22 protein-coding genes and 4 tRNA genes are annotated in these 22,040 nt (G+C 69.0%); 4 read left to right on the forward strand and 22 right to left on the reverse strand.

Going from position 1 to position 22,040, the window contains the following annotated elements; all coding sequences use genetic code 11:
• Positions 1-52: 52 nt before the first annotated feature.
• The 15 genes from rpoB to ACFY36_RS24725 form a co-directional block, all read right to left on the reverse strand.
• Complete coding sequence (gene rpoB, locus ACFY36_RS24655; protein ID WP_097322784.1) at positions 53-3,493, reverse strand: DNA-directed RNA polymerase subunit beta; 3,441 nt, start codon at positions 3,491-3,493, stop codon at positions 53-55.
• Positions 3,494-3,960: 467 nt separating this feature from the next.
• Complete coding sequence (gene rplL / locus ACFY36_RS24660; RefSeq protein ID WP_499748295.1) at positions 3,961-4,344, reverse strand: 50S ribosomal protein L7/L12; 384 nt, start codon at positions 4,342-4,344, stop codon at positions 3,961-3,963.
• 54 nt (positions 4,345-4,398) lie between these two features.
• On the reverse strand, positions 4,399-4,944 hold the full coding sequence (rplJ, locus tag ACFY36_RS24665; protein ID WP_360245606.1) for a 50S ribosomal protein L10: 546 nt from the start codon (positions 4,942-4,944) through the stop codon (positions 4,399-4,401).
• A gap of 268 nt (positions 4,945-5,212) precedes the next feature.
• A complete protein-coding gene (locus ACFY36_RS24670) occupies positions 5,213-5,893 on the reverse strand; it encodes a hypothetical protein (protein WP_499748296.1) in 681 nt (226 codons plus the stop codon).
• Positions 5,890-6,744: an ATP-binding cassette domain-containing protein gene (locus ACFY36_RS24675; protein WP_499748297.1), complete on the reverse strand. Its 855-nt coding sequence runs from the start codon at positions 6,742-6,744 to the stop codon at positions 5,890-5,892. Before ACFY36_RS24675 ends, ACFY36_RS24670 begins: the two co-directional genes overlap by 4 nt.
• A 69-nt stretch (positions 6,745-6,813) precedes the next feature.
• Positions 6,814-7,527 (reverse strand): 50S ribosomal protein L1, encoded by a 714-nt coding sequence (rplA, locus tag ACFY36_RS24680; RefSeq protein ID WP_499748298.1) that lies wholly within the window; start codon positions 7,525-7,527, stop codon positions 6,814-6,816.
• Between the two features lie 63 nt (positions 7,528-7,590).
• Positions 7,591-8,370: a transcription termination/antitermination protein NusG gene (gene nusG, locus ACFY36_RS24685; RefSeq protein WP_499748299.1), complete on the reverse strand. Its 780-nt coding sequence runs from the start codon at positions 8,368-8,370 to the stop codon at positions 7,591-7,593.
• Positions 8,371-8,451: 81 nt separating this feature from the next.
• On the reverse strand, positions 8,452-8,820 hold the full coding sequence (secE, locus tag ACFY36_RS24690) for a preprotein translocase subunit SecE (protein ID WP_499748300.1): 369 nt from the start codon (positions 8,818-8,820) through the stop codon (positions 8,452-8,454).
• Between the two features lie 104 nt (positions 8,821-8,924).
• Positions 8,925-8,997 (reverse strand) — tRNA-Trp (locus ACFY36_RS24695).
• A 281-nt stretch (positions 8,998-9,278) separates the two neighbouring features.
• Positions 9,279-9,662, reverse strand: coding sequence for a MaoC family dehydratase (locus ACFY36_RS24700; protein WP_499748301.1), 384 nt, complete (start codon positions 9,660-9,662; stop codon positions 9,279-9,281).
• Positions 9,663-10,112, reverse strand: coding sequence for an FAS1-like dehydratase domain-containing protein (locus tag ACFY36_RS24705; protein WP_499748302.1), 450 nt, complete (start codon positions 10,110-10,112; stop codon positions 9,663-9,665).
• Positions 10,113-10,183: 71 nt separating this feature from the next.
• Positions 10,184-10,351: a 50S ribosomal protein L33 gene (rpmG, locus tag ACFY36_RS24710; protein WP_184953737.1), complete on the reverse strand. Its 168-nt coding sequence runs from the start codon at positions 10,349-10,351 to the stop codon at positions 10,184-10,186.
• A gap of 107 nt (positions 10,352-10,458) precedes the next feature.
• A tRNA-Met gene (locus ACFY36_RS24715) sits at positions 10,459-10,531 on the reverse strand.
• A gap of 46 nt (positions 10,532-10,577) precedes the next feature.
• Positions 10,578-10,650: transfer RNA gene (locus tag ACFY36_RS24720), tRNA-Thr, on the reverse strand.
• Positions 10,651-10,771: 121 nt separating this feature from the next.
• The gene (locus ACFY36_RS24725; RefSeq protein ID WP_499748303.1) at positions 10,772-13,306 is read right to left on the reverse strand and encodes a putative bifunctional diguanylate cyclase/phosphodiesterase; all 2,535 of its coding nucleotides are present in this window, start codon (positions 13,304-13,306) and stop codon (positions 10,772-10,774) included.
• A 465-nt stretch (positions 13,307-13,771) separates the two neighbouring features.
• Here ACFY36_RS24725 and ACFY36_RS24730 point away from each other — a divergent pair, with 465 nt between their 5' ends.
• Positions 13,772-14,098, forward strand: coding sequence for a hypothetical protein (locus ACFY36_RS24730; RefSeq protein ID WP_498694319.1), 327 nt, complete (start codon positions 13,772-13,774; stop codon positions 14,096-14,098).
• On the opposite strand, the gene ACFY36_RS24735 is transcribed toward ACFY36_RS24730, so the two are convergent.
• The 3 genes from ACFY36_RS24735 to ACFY36_RS24745 are packed head-to-tail and all read right to left on the reverse strand — an operon-like array spanning position 14,093 to position 15,750.
• A complete protein-coding gene (locus ACFY36_RS24735; protein ID WP_499748304.1) occupies positions 14,093-14,902 on the reverse strand; it encodes a sulfurtransferase in 810 nt (269 codons plus the stop codon). The two genes, ACFY36_RS24730 and ACFY36_RS24735, sit on opposite strands and share 6 nt — an antisense overlap.
• Positions 14,903-14,916: 14 nt before the next feature.
• Positions 14,917-15,225 (reverse strand): hypothetical protein, encoded by a 309-nt coding sequence (locus ACFY36_RS24740; protein WP_499748305.1) that lies wholly within the window; start codon positions 15,223-15,225, stop codon positions 14,917-14,919.
• A gap of 30 nt (positions 15,226-15,255) precedes the next feature.
• Positions 15,256-15,750, reverse strand: a complete 495-nt coding sequence (locus ACFY36_RS24745) for a YajQ family cyclic di-GMP-binding protein (protein ID WP_499748306.1) — start codon at positions 15,748-15,750, stop codon at positions 15,256-15,258.
• Positions 15,751-15,899: 149 nt separating this feature from the next.
• On the opposite strand from ACFY36_RS24745, the gene ACFY36_RS24750 reads away from it, so the two are divergent.
• Together ACFY36_RS24750 and ACFY36_RS24755 are read left to right on the forward strand one after the other, a co-directional pair.
• A tRNA-Tyr gene (locus ACFY36_RS24750) sits at positions 15,900-15,980 on the forward strand.
• Between the two features lie 175 nt (positions 15,981-16,155).
• Positions 16,156-16,713, forward strand: coding sequence for a Uma2 family endonuclease (locus ACFY36_RS24755; protein ID WP_499748307.1), 558 nt, complete (start codon positions 16,156-16,158; stop codon positions 16,711-16,713).
• Between the two features lie 30 nt (positions 16,714-16,743).
• On the opposite strand, the gene ACFY36_RS24760 is transcribed toward ACFY36_RS24755, so the two are convergent.
• From ACFY36_RS24760 to ACFY36_RS24770, 3 genes are read right to left on the reverse strand one after another with little or no spacing between them, the layout of a single operon-like run.
• Entirely contained in the window at positions 16,744-17,409 is a 666-nt protein-coding gene (locus tag ACFY36_RS24760; protein ID WP_499748308.1) for an MOSC domain-containing protein, read from the reverse strand.
• Positions 17,406-18,239, reverse strand: a complete 834-nt coding sequence (locus tag ACFY36_RS24765; RefSeq protein ID WP_499748309.1) for a GNAT family N-acetyltransferase — start codon at positions 18,237-18,239, stop codon at positions 17,406-17,408. The genes ACFY36_RS24760 and ACFY36_RS24765 overlap by 4 nt, the downstream gene beginning before the upstream one ends.
• Before the next feature lie 43 nt (positions 18,240-18,282).
• Positions 18,283-19,293, reverse strand: coding sequence for an LLM class flavin-dependent oxidoreductase (locus ACFY36_RS24770; RefSeq protein ID WP_499748310.1), 1,011 nt, complete (start codon positions 19,291-19,293; stop codon positions 18,283-18,285).
• Positions 19,294-19,413: 120 nt separating this feature from the next.
• Between ACFY36_RS24770 and ACFY36_RS24775 the strand changes: the two genes are divergently transcribed.
• Complete coding sequence (locus tag ACFY36_RS24775; RefSeq protein WP_499748311.1) at positions 19,414-21,546, forward strand: acyltransferase family protein; 2,133 nt, start codon at positions 19,414-19,416, stop codon at positions 21,544-21,546.
• On the opposite strand, the gene ACFY36_RS24780 is transcribed toward ACFY36_RS24775, so the two are convergent.
• Positions 21,543-22,001 carry a DUF1707 SHOCT-like domain-containing protein gene (locus tag ACFY36_RS24780; RefSeq protein ID WP_499748312.1) on the reverse strand — a complete coding sequence of 153 codons (459 nt, stop codon included), beginning with the start codon at positions 21,999-22,001 and terminating at the stop codon, positions 21,543-21,545. The two genes, ACFY36_RS24775 and ACFY36_RS24780, sit on opposite strands and share 4 nt — an antisense overlap.
• Positions 22,002-22,040: the final 39 nt, after the last annotated feature.

A 22,040-nucleotide genomic window follows, 5' to 3' on the forward strand; every position in this document is an offset into this window, starting at 1 on the left:
AGGCCGGCGGTGGCGTCCCCCGGCCCTGTGAAAGGGCCGGGGGACGCTTCCGTCAGATCTCTTCGACGCTGCTGACGCCCTCGTTCGGGCGCCGGGACAGGTCGATACCGAGTTCCTCCGCGGCCCGGAAGACCTCGTCGTCGGTCTCGCGCATCTCGAGAGCCACGCCGTCGCTGGAGAGCACCTCAACATTCAGGCACAGCGACTGCAGCTCCTTGAGCAGCACCTTGAACGACTCCGGGATTCCCGGCTCCGGGATGTTCTCGCCCTTGACGATGGCCTCGTAGACCTTCACGCGGCCGAGCACGTCGTCGGACTTGATGGTGAGCAGCTCCTGCAGCGCGTAAGCGGCGCCGTAGGCCTGCATCGCCCAGCACTCCATCTCGCCGAACCGCTGTCCACCGAACTGCGCCTTACCACCCAGCGGCTGCTGCGTGATCATCGAGTACGGGCCGGTCGACCGAGCGTGGATCTTGTCGTCGACCAGGTGGTTCAGCTTCAGGATGTACACGTACCCGACCGAGATCGGGTCCGGCAGCGGCTCGCCGGAGCGGCCGTCGAACAGCTGCGCCTTGCCGTCACCGTTGACCAGCCGCTTACCGTCGCGGTTGACCAGCGTCGACTCGAGAAGACCCTTGATCTCCTCCTCCTGCGCACCGTCGAAGACGGGGGTCGCGACGTTCGAGTCCTTGGGGGACTCGTGCGCCTCGATCGCGCGCAGCTGGCGCTTCCACTCGGTGTCGTCGCCCTCGACCTCCCAGCCGGTCTTGGCGATCCACCCGAGGTGGGTCTCCAGAACCTGGCCGATGTTCATACGCGAGGGCACACCGAGCGGGTTGAGCACGATGTCGACGGGGGTGCCGTCCTCGAGGAACGGCATGTCCTCGACCGGGAGGATCTTGGAGATGACGCCCTTGTTGCCGTGGCGGCCGGCGAGCTTGTCACCGTCCTGGATCTTGCGCTTCTGGGCCACGTACACGCGGACCAGCTCGTTGACGCCCGGAGGAAGCTCGTCGCCGTCCTCACGCGAGAACGTGCGGACGCCGATGACCGTGCCGGTCTCGCCGTGCGGCACCTTCAGCGAGGTGTCCCGGACCTCCCGGGCCTTCTCACCGAAGATCGCGCGGAGCAGGCGCTCCTCGGGGGTCAGCTCGGTCTCGCCCTTGGGCGTGACCTTGCCGACCAGGATGTCGCCGGGGACGACCTCGGCGCCGATCCGGATGATGCCGCGCTCGTCGAGGTCGGCGAGCATTTCCTCGCTGACGTTCGGGATGTCGCGGGTGATCTCTTCCGGGCCGAGCTTGGTGTCACGGGCGTCGACCTCGTGCTCCTCGATGTGGATCGAGGTGAGGACGTCCTGCTGCACGAGGCGCTGCGACAGGATGATCGCGTCCTCGTAGTTGTGGCCCTCCCAGCACATGAACGCGACGAGGAGGTTGCGGCCCAGGGCCATCTCACCCTCGTCGGTGCACGGGCCGTCAGCGATGACCTGGCCGGCCTCGACCCGGTCACCCTCGAAGACGACCGGCTTCTGGTTGACGCAGGAGCCGGCGTTCGAGCGGCGGAACTTGTGCAGCAGGTACGTACGGCGGTGGCCGTCGTCCTGGTGGACCGTCACGTAGTCGGCGCACAGGTCCTCGACCACGCCACCGACCTCGGCGACGACAACGTCACCGGCGTCGACCGCGGCGCGGTACTCCATGCCCGTACCGACCAGCGGGGCCTCGGCCTTGACCAGCGGCACCGCCTGACGCTGCATGTTCGCGCCCATGAGGGCACGGTTGGCGTCGTCGTGCTCGAGGAACGGGATCATCGCGGTCGCGACCGAGGTCATCTGCCGCGGCGACACGTCCATGTAGTCGACCTGCGTGCCGGGCACGTAGTCGACCTCACCGCCCTTCCGGCGGACCAGGACGCGGTCGTCGGCGAAGGTGCCGTCGCTGCGCAGCGTGGCGTTCGCCTGCGCCTTGATGTACCGGTCTTCCTCGTCGGCCGTGAGGTAGTGGACCTCGTCGGTGACGACGCCCTCTTCCACCTTGCGGTACGGCGTCTCGATGAAGCCGAACGGGTTGACCCGCGCGAACGTCGAGAGCGCGCCGATCAGACCGATGTTCGGTCCCTCGGGCGTCTCGATCGGGCACATGCGGCCGTAGTGCGAGGGGTGCACGTCACGGACCTCGAAGCCGGCACGCTCACGCGACAGACCACCCGGGCCGAGCGCCGACAGGCGGCGACGGTGGGTCAGACCCGCGAGCGGGTTGGTCTGGTCCATGAACTGCGACAGCTGCGACGTACCGAAGAACTCCTTGATCGCCGCCACCACGGGACGGATGTTGATCAGGGTCTGCGGCGTGATCGCCTCGACGTCCTGGGTCGTCATGCGCTCGCGGACGACGCGCTCCATCCGGGACAGGCCCACGCGGACCTGGTTCTGGATGAGCTCGCCGACCGTGCGCAGACGCCGGTTGCCGAAGTGGTCGATGTCGTCGGCCTCGTAGCCCTCCTCACCGGCGTGCAGCCGGGCGAGGTACTCGACGGTCTTGACGATGTCTTCCTCGGTCAGCGTCCCGCGGTCGATCGGCAGGTCGAGCTCGAGCTTCTTGTTGAACTTGTAACGGCCGACCTTGGCGACGTCGTACCTCTTCGGGTTGAAGAAGAGGTTGTCGAGCAGGGTCTGCGCGTTCTCCCTGGTCGGGGGCTCGCCAGGGCGGAGCTTGCGGTAGATGTCGAGCAGGGCCTCGTCCTGCCCGGCGATGTGGTCCTTCTCGAGGGTGGTCATGAGAAGCTCGGACCACCCGAACCGCTCACGGATCTGGTCGGCCGACCAGCCGATCGCCTTGAGCAGGACCGTGACGGCCTGCCGGCGCTTGCGGTCGATCCGGACACCGACGGTGTCGCGCTTGTCGATGTCGAACTCCAGCCAGGCGCCCCGGCTGGGGATGACCTTGACGCTGGAGAGGTCGCGGTCGGAGGTCTTGTCCGGCTCCTTGGTGAAGTACACGCCCGGCGAGCGGACGAGCTGGCTCACCACGACGCGCTCCGTGCCGTTGATGACGAACGTCCCCTTGGGGGTCATCATCGGGAAGTCACCCATGAACACGGTCTGGCTCTTGATCTCGCCAGTGGTGTTGTTGGTGAACTCCGCGGTCACGAACAGTGGCGCGCAGTAAGTCAGATCCTTCTCCTTGCACTCCTCGATCGAGGCCTTGACCTCGTCGAATCGGGGAGACGAGAAGGACAGCGACATTGTGCCGGAGAAGTCCTCAATGGGACTGATCTCTTCGAGGATCTCTGCGAGGCCCGACTGGGCGTGCGGGTCGTCCGTCGACCGGGCCTGCCAAGCCTCGTTCCCGACCAGCCAGTCGAAGGACTCCGTCTGGAGGGCGAGGAGGTTGGGGACCTCTAGTTGCTCGGTGATCCTGCCGAAAGAGACACGGCGGGGTGCGTAAGCGCTCGACGTACGGCTGGTCTTCGCAGGGCGGGAAGCTGCCAAGATGCGTCCTTCCGAGGACCGGTGCTGCTGATGCGGCTGCAGCTGCGGTATGCAACTGTCTGCGTGCACTCTGACGAGCCCCCCAGAAAGTTATTCTGGCAGGGCTCAAGGCAGAAGGCAGCGCAAACTAGCAGTGTAGCCGCTCGGCTAACCGCTGTCCAGCCCACACCGGAGGAAACCTGCGGAGCGTGGCCCTCGCTGCCTCTGACCTGCGCCTCAATGGGTCAGGGCCTTAACGCGGGGCCGCTCGACGCGGCGGTCTTTCCTCGGGTGCCGGCCGCAGGACCGGCTAGACCCGGATTACCCACGGCGTGGCTGTCGCAAGCGCGGAAACTTGCTGCCATCAGCGTGCCTGTCAGCGGACACACAGTCAAGGGCCTCCGAGCGGGTCGGGCCCGAAAGCACGAACGGCGAGGGCCCCTGAGCAGGGCCCTCGCCGTCGCGAGGTGAAACTGTGGAGCGTCAGATCACTTGAGGGTGACCTTGGCGCCCTCGGCCTCGAGCTTCGCCTTGGCGGCGTCGGCCTTCTCCTTGTTGACACCCTCGAGGATCGCCTTGGGGGCGGACTCGACGGCGTCCTTGGCCTCCTTGAGGCCCAGGCCGGTCAGCTCACGCACGACCTTGATGACCTGGATCTTCTTGCCACCGTCACCCTCGAGGACGACGTCGAACGAGTCCTTCTCGGCCTCGGCCTCGGCCGGGGCAGCGGCAGCGCCGGCGGCCGCGACGGCGACCGGAGCGGCGGCGGTGACCTCGAAGGTCTCCTCGAACTGCTTCACGAACTCGGAGAGCTCGATCAGCGTCATTTCCTTGAACGCGTCAAGCAGCTCGTCGGTGCTGAGCTTCGCCATGTCTGGCAACCTTTCCTAGGTACTGATCAAAAAGTCTTGCTGGTGCGCGGTGGCTCAGGCCTCCGCGGAACCGTCCTTCTCGCGCTTCTCCTGAAGAGCGGCCGCGAGGCGCGCCACCTGCGACAGCGGGGCCTGGAAGAGGCCGGCCGCCTTGGACAGGTTGCCCTTCATGGCGCCGGCCAGCTTGGCCAGCAGAACCTCACGCGACTCGAGGTCAGCGATCTTGTTGACGTCGTCAGCACTGATCGCCTTGCCCTCGAACACACCGCCCTTGATCTTCAGGACGGGGTTGGCCTTGGCGAAGGCACGAAGGCCCTTGGCCGCCTCGACCGGGTCGCCGCTGATGAAGGCGAGCGCGGTAGGACCGGCAAACAGGTTGTCGAGGCCCTCGATGCCCGCGTCGGTAGCCGCGCGCTTCGCCAGGGTGTTCTTGGACACCGAGTACTTGGTGTCCTTGCCCAGCGAACGGCGCAGCTCCGTGAGCTGCTTGACCGTGAGACCGCGGTACTCGGTCAGCACGGTGGCCGACGAGTTACGGAAGTCGTCCGTGAGCTCGGAAACGGCGCTGGCCTTGTCGGCCCGGACCGGCTTGTCCGCCATGTCCCTCCTCTCTCAATGCTCGAGCCACTGGCCGGAACGAAGGAGGGGCCGGAATGAGAAACGCCCCGGCGCAGGGCGCACGGGGCGGAGCGGGCACATGGAACACCCGGTCACGAACCGTTCTCCCCTGCGCGGGCCGCCCGCACTCAGCGGGGCCTTCGACCGCGACCTCCGTCTCGCGACGGTGGTTGCGGCGACCAGCGGTCTTTGGGTGGAACTTCGAGAAGCAACTGTACGGGGTGATACGGCCACCGCCAAATCGGCGGCCTCACGCCTTCGATCGGCGGAGCCAGCCGTATCCGCCGAGCGCGGCCGCACACCACAGGGCGGCCCAGCCGGTGATCACCAGGAGGGTCGACGCGGGCGGTGGGTCGGCGTCGTTCAGCGCCCGGGCGGTCGCCATGACCGGCGGGACGATCCACGGGGCGATCGAGCCCTGGAGCCCGAGCACGACCACGAGGACGGCGGCGACGACGAGCACGGCCACGCCGTTGCGGACGCCGCCGGTCACGGCCCGGCTGGCCAGCCCGCCCACGGCCACCGCGGGCACAATCGCGAGCAGGTGGGCCAGGACGCCGAGCATCGAACCGGTCAGAGCGCCCTCCCCGGTCTCGATGCCGCCGAAGAGCCAGGGGGCGGCCATGGCCGCGGCGCAGACGGCCAGCGCGAGCAGCGCGGCCGCCAGCAGCCCGGCGATCGCCTCGCGCCGGGCGCCGACGGCGGTGCGGGCGAGGCGGCGCTGCACGTCGGGCTCGGTGTCCAGGACGAGCTTGGACTGCCAGGCCAGCACGGGGAACAGCGCGGCGGCCGAATAGCCGTAGGCGACGGAGGCCGGCGACGCTCCCCCGCCGTAGATCACCCCGAGCACCACCAGCACGGTGATGAGTGGCGCCAGGGCACGCCCACCGCGAGCGAAAGCAGCAAGCCGCATACGAAGCAGCGCCGTCATAGGCCCGCACCCTTGGCCGGTGCGCCAGCAGCTTCGCCGTCGGCGTGGGAGGGTGCGCCCGGCGCCCCGCCGCTGGTGGGCGGATCGGATGACGCGTCCGGCCCGGAGGGGCCGCTGTGCGGTTGGGACGCGGCGAGGTCTCGTACACCTAAGACGCGGTGACCCTCGGCACGCAGCTGGACCACCGCCTGGTCGGCGTCCGCTCGGCGGACGGCGACCTCGATGATGACCTCGTCAGACCGCGCGGCGGGTGTCTCGAGGCGCAGGACCGACTCGGTGACCGTCCAGTGGATGGCGCCCGGCAGACCGGCGATCTCGTTGCGGTGGTCGCTGACCAGGACGATGCCGCCGGCCGCGGTGACCTCGGCGACGATCTCGGGGATCAGCGTGCGGGCGGCGGCGTCGAGGCCCTCCCACGGCTCGTCGAGAACCAGCAGGCCGGGACGGGCCAGCAGGGCCTGGGCGACGCCGACCTTCTGCGCGGTCCCCTTGGAGAGATCGCCGAGGCGGGTGCCGGCGTGTTCGGCGAGCAGCAGGCGCTCGATCCACTCGCCGGCCGCGCTGTCGGGCACGCCGCGCAGCCGGGCCATGCGGCTCAGGTATTGCCCCGCGGTGAAGGGCTGATCGGCCGGGAAACGCTCGGGCACCCAGCCGACGACCGGCGGACGGTCGTGGACCACGCCCCGCGCCGGGCGCAGGACTCCGGCCGCCAGCTGGAGCAGCGTCGACTTGCCGGCGCCGTTGCGGCCCAGCACGACGACGGTCTGACCGGGCTCGACAGTGGCGTCGATCTCGCGCAGGGCCCAGGGCAGGCGGCGCCCGTAGCGGAACCACACCCCGTCGAAACGCACGAGCCGAAGCCTCCCACAGAAAACGCCCCCGGGGTGTACCCCGGGGGCGTTCCTGGTGACCTGTGCCGATCAGGCCTCGGCGCCGGCCTTGAAGTTCTTCACGACGTTCGGGTCGATCTGCACGCCCGGGCCCATCGTCGTGGTGACGACGACCTTCTTGAGGTACTTGCCCTTGGCCGCGGACGGCTTGGCCCGCAGGATCTCGTCGAGCACCGCGGCGTAGTTGTCCACCAGCTGGTCCTCGGAGAACGAGGCCTTGCCGATGATCAGGTGCAGGTTCGAGTGCTTGTCCACCCGGAAGGTGATCTTGCCGCCCTTGATCTCGTTGACGGCCTTGGTCACGTCCACGGTGACCGTGCCCGTCTTCGGGTTGGGCATGAGGCCACGCGGGCCGAGGATCCGGGCGATACGGCCGATCTTGGCCATCTGGTCCGGGGTGGCGATGGCGGCGTCGAAGTCGAGCCAGCCACCCTGGATGCGGGCGACGAGCTCGTCGGTGCCGACCTCGTCGGCGCCGGCCGCGACGGCCTCCTCGGCCTTCGCGCCCTGGGCGAAGACGATCACCCGAGCGGTCTTGCCGGTGCCGTGCGGCAGGTTGACGGTGCCGCGGACCATCTGGTCGGCCTTACGCGGGTCGACGCCCAGTCGCATCGCGACCTCGACGGTCGCGTCGAACTTGGTCGGGCTCGCGTCCTTGGCCAGCTTGATGGCGTCGGCGGGCTCGTAGAGCTTGTTGGCGTCGATCGACTCGGCCGCCTTGCGGTAGCCCTTGCTGCGCTGCATGTTCTTACTCCTGTGGTAGATGGCGGGCCGCTTCTAGCCGCGGCCCTCCCACTGACGTACTTGTCAGATCTTGGTGACCTGGTTGAAGTTCAGCTCCACCGGCGTCTCACGGCCGAAGATGGAGACCAGAACCTTCAACTTCTGCTGGTCGGCGTTGATTTCCGAGATCGAGGCCGGCAGCGACGCGAACGCGCCGTCGGTGACCGTGACCGAGTCGCCCACCTCGAAGTCGAGGACCTTGATCTCGGGCTTGGCCTTCTTCTCCTCCTGCTCGACGGCAGGGGCGAGCCACTTCAGCACCTCGTCGAGCGAGAGCGGGGCCGGCCGGTCGACCCGGTCGGTCGCGCCCACGAAGCCGGTCACACCGGGCGTGTTGCGCACGCACGAGTACGACTCGGGGCTGAGGTCCATGCGGACCAGGATGTAGCCCGGGAAGACCTTGTTGTTGACCTGGACGCGCTTGCCGCCCTTGACCTCGACCTCTTCGCGGGTCGGAACCTCGACCTGGAAGATGAAGTCCTCCATGTCGAGGCTCGTGATGCGGGTCTCGAGGTTGGTCTTGACCTTGTTCTCGTAACCCGCGTACGAGTGCACCACGTACCAGTCACCGGGGGCGTACCGCAGCTTCTGCCGCAGCTCCTGGACCGGGTCGTAGTCCTCGTCGGGCTCCGTGGCGGCCGCGGCCTCCGGCTCGGCGGCCTCGGGCTCCGCAGTTTCCGTCTGGGCGGTTTCGGTCTGGGCGGTTTCCGGCTGGGCGGCCTCGACCGACTCGTCGTCGTCCGCCGTCGCCACCGACGACTGCTCGTCGACGGACTCCGCGGTCTCCTCGTCGTACTCAGGCACGCTCGCTCACTTCCAGGTAAGTCATGGTCTTCATGCGGGCGCTCAGGCCCCTGCCGGCCGTCGGGCCGGGCCCGGCGGCGATCAGCCGCCGAACGCCCAGAGGACGGCCTTGCCCAGGCCGAGGTCCAGAAGGCCGACGATCGTGGTCATCACGGCCACGAACACGATGACGATCGTGGTGTAGGTCAGCAGTTCCTTGCGCGTGGGCCAGATGACCTTACGCAGCTCGCTGACGACCTCACGGAAGAAACCACCGATACGGCCGAAGAAGCCGGCCTGGCGGGCTTCCTTCTTCGACTTCGGGGTCCGCTCGGCGAGAGCCGTGCCGCCGCGGCCTACCGGCTCGGCGTCGTCGTCGCCCGGGACGTCTTTATCGTCCTCGACAGCGTCGTCAAACACCTCGTCGTCGGCCGGGTCGCCGGCGTCACCGGGTCGGTTCCTCTCGGCCATGGCGCCCTACTTCCGTCATCGGTGGTGATGGGTCCCCGCCACGCTGCGTCCGGCGCGGCGTCGTGCGGACCGCGCACCGGGCGGGCACGTCTCGAGGGCTTGCGCAGGGGTGACAGGACTTGAACCTGCAGCCTGCGGTTTTGGAGACCGCTGCTCTGCCAATTGAGCTACACCCCTGTGCGAGGCGGCTGAATCCCCGAATCTGCCTGCTTGGGGCAGGCTGGTTCGGGGGGTCACTGCCCCACGGCGCACCAGTGTACGGGTTCACAGGGCGCTTGCCCAACCCGGGCTCGCCTAGTCCCTGTTTCGTGGCTGGGACAGGGCTGCGGAGGGGCCCAGCTCCCGTCTGGCGGCGTCCTGTGGATGCCCGGTTACAACACCGGTAGCCGGGCATCCACAGGCCACCACCAGCCGAAACCTGGACCCGCCTCGCTCCCGCCCCAGCCACGAAACAGGAACTAACGTTTGCGGATGATCGCCTGAGCGAGCGACAGGACCTTTTCGCCCTGGCAGGTGGCGGTCAGGGCGAGCTTGGTGAGGCCGTCGTCGGTGCTGTCCTTCACCGTGGCGGTGACGACCACCTCGGTGCCCTCGTCGGTGTCGGGCACCGGGACGGGGCGTGAGAAGCGCACGCTGAACTCGACGACCGCGTCGGGCGCGCCGGCCCAGGCGGTCACCGCGCGGCCGACGAGGGCCATGGTGAACATGCCGTGCGCGATCACGCCGGGCAGGCCGACGCCGGTGGCGACACGGTCGCTCCAGTGGATGGGGTTGAAATCGCCCGAGGCGCCCGCGTAGCGCACCAGGTCAGCCCGGGTCACCCGGAAGGTCTGCGGCTCCATTTACGCCTCCCCGCCCCGCTGGACCAGCTTGGACCACACCGTCACGACCTGCTCGCCGGACTCGGTGGTCACCTCGGTGCGGGTGGTGAGGAAGTCGTGCCCCCCGCGTGAGGTGATCTCGTCGACCGAGTTGACGCACACGAGCGCGTCGCCGGCCACCACAGGCCGGGTGTACGCGAATTTCTGGTCGCCGTGCACCACGCGGCTGTAGTCGAGCCCGAGCTCCGGGTCCTCGATGATCTGCCGGCTGGCCGCCATGGTGATCGCGACCGGGAAGGTCGGCGGAGCGACCACGTCGGCGTAGCCGAGGGCGCGGGCGGCCTCGGGGTCGTGGTACTCAGGGTCGGCGGCGCCGATCGCGCGGGCGAACTCGCGGATCTTCTCGCGGCCGACCAGATAAGGCTCCGTGGCGGGCCAGCTACGGCCCTGGAAAGACTGGTCGAGGGGCATGGCCCACAAACTACTCTGCGCCGCTCGGTCGATGACCGAGCGGCGCAGAGTGAAGCTGTGAGGTGCTGAGATCAGCGGGTCTCGCGGTGCAGGGTGTGCTTGCCGTCCCGGGGGCAGAACTTCTTCAGCTCGACGCGGTCCGGGTCGTTGCGGCGGTTCTTACGGGTGATGTAGTTCCGCTCCTTGCACTCCGTACACGCCAGGGTGATCTTCGGACGGACGTCGGTCGCCTTGGCCACGACGGATTGCCTTCCTGCTAACGGGAAACTTAACGACGCTCCAGCGTACTCGCTAAGAGTGCCGACATGCAAAGTGGGACCCCGGGCGGGATCCCTCTACTTGCAAGTAGCGGTGGCCGGACTTGAACCGGCGACACAGCGATTATGAGCCGCTTGCTCTGCCATCTGAGCTACACCGCCGAGCCAGGCTCAAGTCCAGCGCCTCCGGCGGGAACGAACCCGGTAGAGCCCCCTTACGGAATCGAACCGTAGACCTTCTCCTTACCATGGAGACGCTCTGCCGACTGAGCTAAGGGGGCCTATTCGCACGTCAAGACCAGCGCGATCGCTCGCTTGTTGCGCAGGAGTAAGACTACACGGCCCCGCATCGGGGGTGAAATCGACTCCCCCATTGCCTCGAAAGGGCAGGTCAGCGTTTGTTTATCCGACCGCTCGGAGCTTGCGGACCTCGCCCGCCGGGGTGCTGGCCGGCTCGGTCTGAGCGTTGAACCAGGCCTCCAGACGCTCGTACGGCAGCGGGCGGCTGAAGAGATAGCCCTGGCCGATCTCGCAGCCCATCTCCTCGAGCAGGTCGAGGGTGAGCTCGCTCTCGACGCCCTCGGCGACCACGGTGAGACCGAACTCGCGGGCCAGGCTCACCACCGCCCGCACGATCGCCAGATCGCCGGTGTCGGTCGCCATGCCCTGCACGAAGCTGTCGTCGATCTTCACCTCGTGGACCGGCCACTGCCGCAGGTACGACAAGGACGACGCGCCCGTGCCGAAGTCGTCGACGCTGAGCCGCACGCCCAGATCGCGCAGCCGGTAGAGGGTCGGCAGCACCCGCTCGATGTCGCCGAGCATGCCCGGCTCGGAGATCTCGAAGGTGACCTGGGCCGGGGCCACCGCGAAGCGCTCCAGCAGGGCGGCCACCTGGTCGGGGAAACGGGAGTCGAGCAGGGTCCGCACCGACAGGTTCACCGCGATGGAGAGCGGCCGGTCCTGGTCGGCCCACTCCCGGCAGCGCCGCAGGCCCTCGGTGAGCACCACCTCGGTGAGCCGGGACAGCTGGCCGGTGTGCTCGGCCACGGCCACGAAGTCGTCCGGCGCCACCTCGCCCTGCGCCGGGTGCTGCCACCGGGCCAGGCACTCCACGCCGACCAGGTGGCGGTCGGTGAGGGTCACCTTGGGCTGGAAGTAGACGTCGATCGCGCCGCTGTCGAGCGCCACCCGCAGGTCGGCGGCGATGCCGAGGCGGCGCACGGCCCGGGACTCCAGGGCCGGATGGAAGAGCTGCACGCCGTACGGAAGGACCTTGGCCGCGTTGGCCGCCAGCTCGGCCCGCTGAATCAGCGTCTCGGGATCGGTGCCGTGATCGGGGTAGACGGCCACGCCGACCGCGGTGTCGAGGTCGAGGGTGAGCGTGCCCACGGTCATCGGGCCGCGCAGCTGCTCGCGCATCTCGGTGGCGAGCTGGACGGTGGCGTCGGTGCTCTCGGCGCGCAGGGTCACCACGAACTCGTCGCCGCCGATCCGCCCGACCAGCGCGCCCGGCCCGGCGATGCCGCGCAGCCGGCCGGCCACCTCGGCCAGCAGTTTGTCGCCGGCCGCGTGCCCCATCGACTCGTTGACGTCGCGCTGCCCGTCGACGTCGAACAACAGCACGGCGACGACCTCGTCCTCGGCCCGCACCTTGACCGACTCGGCGAGCGCGTCGGTGATCCGCCGCCGGTTGGGCAGACCGGTGAGCCGGTCGTGATAGGCGTCGTAGCGCAGCCGGTCGACCAGCCGGGTGTTCTCGACGGCGACGGCGACGTGAGCGGCGATCGTCTCGAGCACCTGCACGTCGGCGGCCCGGAAGGTGCGGGAGTCGCCCAGCCGGTTGACCACCTCGAGGCTGCCGATCGGGGTGTGCCCCGACCGCAGCGGCACGACGATGACGTCTTTCACCTTGGTGTTGCGCAAGGTGTGGCGCAGCGGCTCGGAGTCGGGGAACTGGTTGCCGACCGCGACGGTGTGCCCCTCGCCGATGGCTTTCTCCCGGATGGCGGCCGGCGTGGGCGAGAGGTCGAGCAGCCCCTTGTTCTCCACCCGGGCGGTGAGCAGCACCTCGGGATGGCGGCCCTGCGGCGACAGCCAGAGTGTCGCGTATTCCGAGCGCATCAGCGCCCGCATCCGCTCCAGCATCACGTCGGGCAGGCCGGAGTCACTGCCCTCGTCACGCACGGCCTTGGTGAGCTCGTACACGTCGGCCAGGGTGCGATGCTGCCGGAAGAACTCGGCGAAGGAGCGGAGCATGAGGACGAGCGCGACCACCAGGGTCGCGAGCAACAACGCCGACCACTCGGTGGCGACCAGGGCGACCAGGAAGATCAGGCCGAGCACGACGTTGACGCCGGCGCCGATCCAGATCGACAGCGAGCCGCGGATGACCTCCTGGCCGGCGCGGCCGCCCTGGACCACCGCCATGACCGCGGCCAGGCTGAGAACCTCGACCAGAACGCTGACGCCGACCGCGGCGAACAGGATGGCCCAGGTGCCCGGTCCGGCGCCCCGGATCGGCGGCATGGCCTCGAGCACGAGCACGGCCGCGGCCGCCCCGGCCGTCGACTTGGCGACGTTGAACCAGAGCTTGCTCGGCACCAGCACGGCTCGGCGCGTGAGCTGGGCGGTCAGCGCGGCCAGGGTCATCACGACGATGACCATCACCGGGGACAGGTAGTAGAGCGCCAGCAGGAACGGAACTTCGGTGATGTAGAAGCTCATCGTGCTGCGGCGGATCACGACGTTGACCACGCCGATATAGGCGACGCTGATGCCTACGAGAGCGACGAGGCCGCCGAGCCAATCGTCGAACCAGCGAGGTTGCTGGACCCAGAACGCGATAGTGCAGATGACGGCGAAAAGCGCCAAAGGATTGGTAACCAGCCAGGCGTATCGCGCAGAACGCCGCCTAGCCCGCGGTCGCCCGACCATCGCACTCCCTCGTCAGTCGACGCGGTTCGCAACGCCAGGTCGATGCGTGGCTGAACCTTTAGTCCCAATCCACAACTAGGTTGGCGGATTGTCCGGCCCCAGTACCAACGGCCGACGGGTGCCCGCTCAGGCCGGCCACGCCACCGAAAACGGCGGCGAGGACGAGAACCAAGCCGGCGAGGCGGCCTAGCCTCTTTGCAGACATGTATGACTCCTGCGGGTGTGTAACAGGCGTTCGTGGGGGGTCACATGATGGTGCCACACCAGTTGTGCGACTGGCAGCGTCCACGGGCGGGTCGAAACCGCACTTTCCGAAATCCTGACCGAACGGTTGAGCTTCCTCCCCCAGGGCCGAGCGCAGAATTGACGACTTTACGACCGAAATAACGGGAGAAGTGAGGGCAATTCGCGTCGCCCGGTCAGGTCGTCTTGACGTCAAGTCGCCCTGACGCCAAGCTGTCGCGCGTGACCGCGTACTCCTTCTCCCCCGACGATCTGGAGCGCCAGCACACGCTGTCCTCGGCTACAACGCGATACGACGAGCTGAGGATGCGCACCGCCCTGGCCTCGATGGCCGGCGAGCGGGCCGAGCCGCTGAGCCGGTCCGAGGCGCTCGAGCTGCTCGCCCTGAACGAAGTGGTGATCCGCAAGGCGGGATACGGGCGGCAGGCGATGGTGCGCACGGCGCGCGACGCCGGGGCGTCCTGGACGCAGATCGGGGCCGCGCTCGGCAGCACGAAGCAGGCCGCCTGGGAGGCGCACAACCGCTGGGTGGAAGAGCAGGCCCTATGAGCCCGTGGCGGCGGGGCGCTCCGTGGCTGCGTACTGGGACCAGGACCCTGGATAGAGACGGCCCGGACCGAAACCGGCGCGCTCGAGCGAGAGCAGGTTGTGGCAGGCGGTGACACCCGAGCCGCAATAGGAGACGACGTCGGCGCCGCCGGTCACCCCGGCCGCGGCGAACCGCTCACGCAGCGCCCCGGGTGACAGGAAGCGGCCGGACGCGTCGACGTTCTCCCGGCAGGAGACGTTGCGGGCGCCCGGGATGTGGCCGGCGCGCGCGTCGATCGGCTCGGACTCCCCGCGGAAACGCTCCGGCTGGCGGGCGTCGATCACCACACTCGCGCCGCCGGCCGCCTCGTCGATGGTGGCGAGCCGCTCGGCCGGCCACGGCTTCGCCGTGAAGACCTTGGCCGCCGGCCGGGGTACGGAGGTCTCGAGCTCCTCACTCCACGCGCCGATGCCGCCGTCGAGCAGGGCCGCGTCGTGGCCGAGGGCCCGCAGCATCCAGACCAGGCGGGCGGCCATCACGCCGCCGGCGTCGTCGTACGCGACGACCGTGTCGCCGTCGCCGATGCCGAGCTCACCCATGCGTACGGCGAAAGCCTGGAAATCGGGCAGAGGATGGCGCCCCTCGGCCGCGCTGGGCGCGGCCGCGAGATCTTGATCGAGATCGGTGAAGACGGCGCCGGGCAGATGACCACGGTGGTACGCCTCGCGGCCCGAACGGCCGTCGAGATAAGCGCGGACGTCCGCGAGGACCAGCCGGTCCCGATGCGCCCTGACCCATTCGACATCGACTACCGGCTCGATCACGCCGTTCCTCTCCGCTATTTGCCTACCGGGTGCTCCCGTCGCCGGGCGCGCGGCCGGAAACGGACCAGGGCCACGCCGACCATGGCCACCGCCAGAATAGTGACGGTCATGGTGACCACGGGATTGTCGAGAGCCGTGCCCAGCGACACCAGCCCCAGCCCGACCCCGAAGAGCAGGTGGTAGAAGCCGGCGTCCCGGACGCTCCGGAAGGCACGGGCGGTGGCCTGCGGGGCCCGGCCGGTGATCAGCATCGACGCTCCGAAGATCGCCAACGCGGCACCGGCCACTCCGCCGACCACCAGGGTCCACGTACTGGTGCTCATAGGCCCAGTCTGGGCCTGATGTGCGCCTTTTTAGCGGTAATTGGTGAACTGGAGGGCCACGCCGAAGTCCTCGGCCTTCAACAGGGCGATCACGGCCTGGAGATCGTCGCGCTTCTTGCCGATGACGCGGAGCTGGTCACCCTGGATCTGGGCCTGCACGCCCTTGGGGCCCTCGTCCCGGATCTTCTTGCTGATCGCCTTGGCCTTGTCGGTCTCGATGCCCTCGATGACCTTGCAGTCGATCTTGTACGTCTTGCCGGACTGCCGGGGCTCCCCCGCGTCGAGCGCCTTCAGCGAGATGTTCCGCTTGACCAGCTTCTCCTTGAAGACGTCGAGGGCCGCGGTGGCCCGCTCCTCGGTCTCGGAGGTGATGGTCACGCCGGAATCACCCGACTTGGCGATGCTCGTGCCCGTGCCGCGGAAGTCGAAGCGGGTGCCGAGCTCCTTCTCCGCCTGGTGGAACGCGTTGTCCACCTCCTGCTGGTCGACCTTGCTCACGATGTCGAACGACGGGCTGGCTGCCATGAAAGACTCCTGCGAAGCTGGCGTACGTCAATGGGAGGAGGAGACCGCCGAGCGGCCTCCGACATGCCGACCGTACCCGGTTGCGTGAACGCCCGACGGGTTGGCTATTCTGTTCTCCGCTGCTTCGGGAGACCGAAGTGGTGTGCCCAGGCGGGTTGCCCGAGCGGCCAATGGGAGCGGACTGTAAATCCGTCGCGAAAGCTACAGAGGTTCGAATCCTCTACCCGCCACAGGCAGACAGAACGGCCCCGGAACCAGCGGAAACGCTGACCGGGGCCGTTCTCGTTGCCGTCAGATCCCGCCGCACGGCAGCGTGCCGCTTTCCAGGGACGCCGCGCCGCGTGGGGTGCCGTACCGTGGGCGGAAGCACCTTGTCGTGAACCGCCGCTGGAGGTGACGTCGTCGATGAGCGTGGGAGTGGTTGACCACGTCGGTCCATGGACTGAGGACGAGTACTTTGCGCTCGGCGAGACGACGGACCGGATCGAGCTCATCGATGGGAGCCTGGTCGTGAGCCCCGCGCCGAGCATGAGCCATCAGCGCCTCTCGCGCCGTCTGGCGAACGCACTTGAAGACGGCGCCGAGCCGGCCGGGCTCTTCGTCTACGAAGCGATCAACGTCCGGCTGCACACCGGTCGCATCGTGATCCCCGATCTGGCCGTCGTGGACGTGGACGAGGAAGCCGTCACGGCGGACGCCTCCCGGGTGCTTCTGATCGGTGAGATCGTCTCGCCGAGCAACGCCGCCATGGACCGCGTCCTCAAGATGCAGCTCTACGCCGCCGCCGGCATCGAGTGGTACCTCCTGGTCGAGCATGAGGCGCCGGATTCGCTGACCCTGCGGCTCAACCGTCTCGATGACCAGCACTACGTCGAGGAAGCCGTCGTCAAGACCGGCGCGAGCCTGACCTCCGAGCACCCGTTCCGGTTCGAGCTCGACACCCGGTCCCTCGTACGTCGCTGAGAGACGCCGCCATCGCGGCGGTGCCACGGGTCAGAGGCGGGCGATCCGCTCCTCCACCTCGGCCCGCAGGTGCTCGGACATGCCGTCGGCCTCCAGCAGGCGCGGGAGGGAAGCCGGGTCGAACATGTAGATGGCGAAGGCCTCGGTGACCGTCATGCCTCGGGCGGGGCGGTGGATGATCTCGATGGGGTCGCCCGCTCGGACCTGGCCCGGGGTGACCACGCGCAGGTATGTGCCTGTGCGGTTTTCGCGGGCGAAGCGCTTCAGCCACTTCTCCTCGCCCATCTTCGCCTGGAACGTGGCGCACGGGATGCGGCCGAAAGTCGGTGAGAGCTCCAGCGTGTCGCCGATCCGCCAGACCTCGCCGATCTGGGTGGCCAGCAGGTCGAGACCGGCCGTGGTCAGGTTCTCGCCGAACATGCCGTCCGGGAGTTCCCGGCCCAGCTCGGCTTCCCACCAGGCGTAGTCCTCTCGGGAGTACGCGTAGACGGCCTGGTCGTCGCCGCCGTGGTGCTTCGTGTCGCCGATCTCGTCGCCGACGACGCCGCTGTGCAGGCCGGTGCGGCGCGGGCCGGGAGCCCGCACGTCGACCGGGTGGGCGACCGGCTCCTTGTAGATGCCGGTCCTTCCTACCTTCTTGGCCGGGTTCGGGCGCATCGCGCCGACGTTCACCGAAAGGACCTTGCCGTCTGTCATGCCGCCAACTCCAGGATCACTCGATCTTCCATGGGACGGTAGCCCAGCCGCTGGTAGAGCCGGTTGCTGGTCGGGTTGGCCAGGTCGGTGGTGAGCACCACTTCGGTGACCTCCAGCGCCTGGGCCGATCGGGTGGCGGCCACGGTGGCGCCGGCCGCGTAGCCGTGGCCGCGGGCGGCCGGTGGCGTGTAGACGATCTGCACGCGGGCCATGCCGGCGTCGGGGCGGGAGCGGATCGCCATCGAGACCGGGCCGGCGCCGTCCTCCCAGAGCAGCACGCCGCCGTACCCGATCCGGTCGTCCATCACCGCGCCGATGTCGCCGAAGCCCTCCTCGCCGATCTCCGCGTAGAAGGCTTTCTGCCACTCGACGAGCAGGTCGCGGTCGGCGGCGGTGGCGAGGCGGGCCCGGCCCGGCGGTGACGGGTCGGCGAGCGACTCCAGCCGGTAGAGCCGGGTCCTGCGGCCGGCCGACGGCCACGTCCCGGTGCGCTTCTGCCAGGCGGCGGCGAAGGTCTCCTCGGCTTCGGCCAGGAGATTCACTTGCGGAGCCGGGGGTACGTCTGTGGCCGCGGCCGCCACCGCATCGGGTGGCAGCGCGCTCGTCATCATCGGGTGCGGCGGGGTTCTCAGGAGCACGCCGTCGACGGGGCCCGACCCCGTACGCCAATAGCCGAAGAGCGGATCCGACGGCCCGTACGCCCGAAGCCCCCGGCGCCGCAAGGCGTCGATCACCGTGAGAAAGACGGTGTGCTGGACCGGCCGCGAAGCGAGGAAGTCGCCCGCGGCCGTGGCGAACTCGTCGATGTCGTGGGTCAGCCGCCAGCTCATGCAGCGATCCTCGTCAGTGGCCGCCGGTGGCGCACCCGATTTTCTACCGGCCCCACGCCTTCGCTATCCGGGTCAGGGAGTCCTGCCGGGTGGCCGGGTCGTAGACCGTGCCGGCCAGCATCAGCTCCTGGGCGCCGGTGCGCTCGACCAGTTCGTCGAGGGCGGCCACGACCTCGTCGGCGGTGCCCGCGTACTGCGTTCCCGGCAGCGACTCGAGCATGGCGTGGTCGAGGTCGCTGAGCTCGACCGACGCCGCCGTCTCGGGCGAGACGATCGGGCCGAGCCGGCCGGTGCGCAGGCTCAGCGCCATGATGCGGCTGGGGCCGGCCAGGTAGTGCGCCTCCTCGGCCGTCTCGGCGGCGATCACCGAGGCGCTGACCATGGCGTGCGGCTCGGGGTGGCGGGGCGACGGCTTGAAGCCGTCGCGGTAGAGACTCAGCGCCTTGTCCACATCGGAGCTCATCGCGAAGTGATATGCGTAACAGAACGGCAGGCCGAGGGCGGCCGCGACCTGAGCCCCATAGGTGGAGGAGCCCAGCATCCAGACCTCGGGGTGGCTCTCGGCCACCGGCGTCGCCCGCAGGGATGACGGCTCGATGCGGTCGTCGCCCAGCAGGGACAGCACGGTCTGCAGGTGTTCGGGGAACTGCTCGACGGTCAGGTGGGGCGAGACGCCGCGCAGCGCGGCCGCGGTGACCTGGTCGGTGCCGGGGGCGCGGCCGATGCCGAGATCGACGCGCCCGGGGTAGAGCGCCTCGAGGATGGCGAACTGCTCGGCGACCACGAACGGCATGTGGTTGGGCAGCATCACGCCACCCGATCCGACACGAATCGTTGTGGTTTGTGCGGCTATCGCACCGATCAGGACCGGCGGTGAGGTGGACGCGACGGCCGGCATGTTGTGGTGCTCTGCTACCCAGAAACGGGCGTAGCCCAACTGGTCGGCGGTCTGCGCGATCTCGACCGTGCCGCGCAGGGCATCCGCGCTGGAATGCCCCTCACGCACCGTGGCCAGGTCGAGGACGGAAAGTGGGACACGGTCCGCGGTGGTCACGATCCGACCCTAGCGCGTCGGCTACCGGGTCGACCTGTGCGCAGGTCATCGGTATCTTGTGCGACGACCATGAACCCTCGACGTGCGGTGACTGTCAACCCTCGACTGGAGCAGCAACTCATGGTGTCCTCCACCATCGAAGTCCGGGAAGCCCCGGCCACCCCGCCCGCCCGCCGGGCGGAGGGCGCGCACATCGGCTTCCGCCCGGACATCGAGGGTCTTCGGGCCATCGCCGTGACGCTGGTCGTGCTCAGCCACGCCGGCATGAGCACCTTCGCCGGCGGATACGTCGGCGTGGACGTCTTCTTCGTCATCTCCGGCTTCCTCATCACCACGCTGCTCCTGAAGGAGCTGAACAAGACCGGGAAGATCTCGCTGCCCGGCTTCTACGCCCGGCGGGCCATCCGCCTGCTGCCGGTCTCGACGGTCGTCGTGGTGGCGACGATCGTGGCCGCCTGGCTCTTCGTGCCGGCCACCCGGTTCAAGTCGATCACGCTGGACGGGCTTTTCAGCACCTTCTACGGCATCAACTGGCGTCTGGCGTACGAGGGGACGGACTACCTCAACGCCACCGCGGCGCCCTCGCCCTTGCAGCACCTGTGGTCGCTCGCCGTCGAGGAGCAGTTCTACCTGGTCTGGCCGCTGCTGCTGCTCGCCGTCTGGGCCGGCGCCCGCAAGAACCGCCGGGCCGCGATCGCGCTGAGCGCCCTGGTCGTCGTCTCGCTGATCGTGAGCATCCAGCAGACGGCCAGCGCCGCGCCCTGGGCCTACTTCGGCTCGCACACCCGGGCCTGGGAGCTCGGCATCGGTGCGCTTGTCGCGCTGGCGGCGGCCCGGCTCAGCCGTACCCCCAAGCCTCTGGCCGCGGTCTTGACCTGGGGTGGCCTCGTGGCCGTGGTCGTCGCGGCCGTGACCTACGACGAGTCGACGGCCTTCCCCGGCTCGGCCGCCCTGCTCCCGGTGCTCGGCACCGCCGCGGTCATCGCGGGCGGCACGTCGGCCGAGGGCTGGGGCGCGGGCCGCGTCATCGGCACGGCGCCGTTCCGGTTCATCGGCAAGCTGTCGTACGGCTGGTACCTGTGGCACTGGCCGGTCCTGATGATCTGGCCGCTGGCCTTCATGCGGGATGCCGGCGTGAAGTCGAACCTGGTGTTCGCCGTGGGTGCGCTCGGGCTCGCGTTCATCACGTACCACCTGGTCGAAAACCCGGTCCGGATGCGCCCGTGGCTGCGTTCACGGGCCCGGCGCGGCCTGGCCCTGGGCCTGATCCTGTCGGCCGGGGTGGCCGCCCTCTCGCTGATCGCCGGGCAGTTCACCCCGCCCATCCCGACCGGACCGGCCACATTCGACACCGCGGCCGAGGTGGCCAAGGCGAGCGACCCGCGGGCCCGGCTCACCCAGCTGATCAGCGGCTCGATCCGCGGCTCCCGGCTGCCGGACAACCTGACGCCGAAACTGACCGAGGCGCAGGGTCTCAACCCGGTCATCTACAAGGACCTCTGCCACCTCGGATACGGCGAGAGCAAGCAGGACCGCCCCTGCGTCTACGGCGACCCGAACGGTGCGAAGACGATGTACCTGATCGGGGACTCGCACGCGGCCCAGTGGTTCGCGGCGGTCGACGGGGTGGCCCGGGCGCACGGCTGGAAGCTGGTCGCGCTCACCAAGGCGGCCTGCCAGCTGCCCTCGGTGCTGAACTTCAACACGGTGCTCAACAAGCCGTACACCGAATGCGTCGCCTGGCGTGACCAGATCGTCGACCGTGTCGTGGCCGACAAGCCCGACCTGGTCGTCATGGCCTCCAACGACCTCGACAACGGCGGCATCTACGATGCGGCCGGCAAGCTGATCGAGCGGCCCGGCCTGGCCGACAACCCGGCCTGGGTGCAGGCCTGGCAGAAGACGTGGGCCCGGCTCGGCGGCATCAAGAACAAGGTGCTGCTCCAGGACACGCCCTATCCGGTGGACGTGGTGCCGGAGTGCGCGGCGACCAACCCGCGCCAGATCTTCAAGTGCGACCGCTCGGAGACCCGGGCCATCCAGGAGCCGCAGCGCCGGGCCATGGTGGCCGAGCAGGCCGCGAAGAACGGCATCCGGGTGATCGATCCGACGCCGTGGTTCTGCGCCGAGAAGAAATGCCCGATCCTGGTCGGCAACACGCTGGTCTACAAGGACGACAACCACATGTCGCTGGCGTACTCGCAGGCTCTCGTGCCCGTGCTGGACCAGGCGCTCTTCCCGGCCGGACGCTAAGGCCGACGCTGCTGGTGACGGATGGCCTGGACGCCGACCGTCACCGCGGCGAGGGCCGCGCCCGGCGCGAGCAGCCAGACCGGCCACGGATAGACGTCGCCGTCCACGGTGACCGCGACCAGCCCGAAGACGACCAGGTTGACGGTGGCCAGGGCGGCCCAGATGGTCCAGAGCACCATCATCGCGGTCGGCAGCCGGCGCGCCTCACGGCGCCGCTCGGCCTCGCGCCGGGCGCGGACCTCGGTCGCGCTGAGGCCGGGACGCGGCAGGTCGGTGAGGAGCAGGAGCAGTTCCTGGTACGTCTTGGAGCCGTAGGCCACACGCACGCGGTCGTCGTATTCGTCGAGGCTGAGCCGGCCCTCGTCGAGCGCGGCCTTGAGCTGCTCGGCCACCTTGTGCCGATCGGCGTCGGCGGCACGCATCGACTCGATGTCGGTCCGGACCTCTTTCGTCATCGGACACTCCTTTACACACCCCGCCGACCGGGCCAGGCT

The sequence above is a fragment of the Actinoplanes sp. NPDC000266 genome (assembly GCF_042899005.1).
In the GTDB taxonomy this organism is placed as follows: Bacteria; Actinomycetota; Actinomycetes; order Mycobacteriales; family Micromonosporaceae; genus Actinoplanes.

Coding starts and splice junctions, on each gene's coding strand:
- rplL (WP_499748295.1), bottom strand. CDS start 4,344: ATGGCGAAGCTCAGCACCGACGAGCTGCTTGACGCGTTCAAGGAAATG.
- rplJ (WP_360245606.1), bottom strand. CDS start 4,944: ATGGCGGACAAGCCGGTCCGGGCCGACAAGGCCAGCGCCGTTTCCGAG.
- ACFY36_RS24670 (WP_499748296.1), bottom strand. CDS start 5,893: ATGACGGCGCTGCTTCGTATGCGGCTTGCTGCTTTCGCTCGCGGTGGG.
- rplA (WP_499748298.1), bottom strand. CDS start 7,527: ATGCAGCGCAGCAAGGGCTACCGCAAGGCGGCCGAGTCGATCGACGCC.
- secE (WP_499748300.1), bottom strand. CDS start 8,820: ATGGCCGAGAGGAACCGACCCGGTGACGCCGGCGACCCGGCCGACGAC.
- ACFY36_RS24700 (WP_499748301.1), bottom strand. CDS start 9,662: ATGGAGCCGCAGACCTTCCGGGTGACCCGGGCTGACCTGGTGCGCTAC.
- ACFY36_RS24705 (WP_499748302.1), bottom strand. CDS start 10,112: ATGCCCCTCGACCAGTCTTTCCAGGGCCGTAGCTGGCCCGCCACGGAG.
- ACFY36_RS24725 (WP_499748303.1), bottom strand. CDS start 13,306: ATGGTCGGGCGACCGCGGGCTAGGCGGCGTTCTGCGCGATACGCCTGG.
- ACFY36_RS24740 (WP_499748305.1), bottom strand. CDS start 15,225: ATGAGCACCAGTACGTGGACCCTGGTGGTCGGCGGAGTGGCCGGTGCC.
- ACFY36_RS24745 (WP_499748306.1), bottom strand. CDS start 15,750: ATGGCAGCCAGCCCGTCGTTCGACATCGTGAGCAAGGTCGACCAGCAG.
- ACFY36_RS24755 (WP_499748307.1), top strand. CDS start 16,156: ATGAGCGTGGGAGTGGTTGACCACGTCGGTCCATGGACTGAGGACGAG.
- ACFY36_RS24760 (WP_499748308.1), bottom strand. CDS start 17,409: ATGACAGACGGCAAGGTCCTTTCGGTGAACGTCGGCGCGATGCGCCCG.
- ACFY36_RS24765 (WP_499748309.1), bottom strand. CDS start 18,239: ATGAGCTGGCGGCTGACCCACGACATCGACGAGTTCGCCACGGCCGCG.
- ACFY36_RS24775 (WP_499748311.1), top strand. CDS start 19,414: ATGGTGTCCTCCACCATCGAAGTCCGGGAAGCCCCGGCCACCCCGCCC.
- ACFY36_RS24780 (WP_499748312.1), bottom strand. CDS start 22,001: ATGACGAAAGAGGTCCGGACCGACATCGAGTCGATGCGTGCCGCCGAC.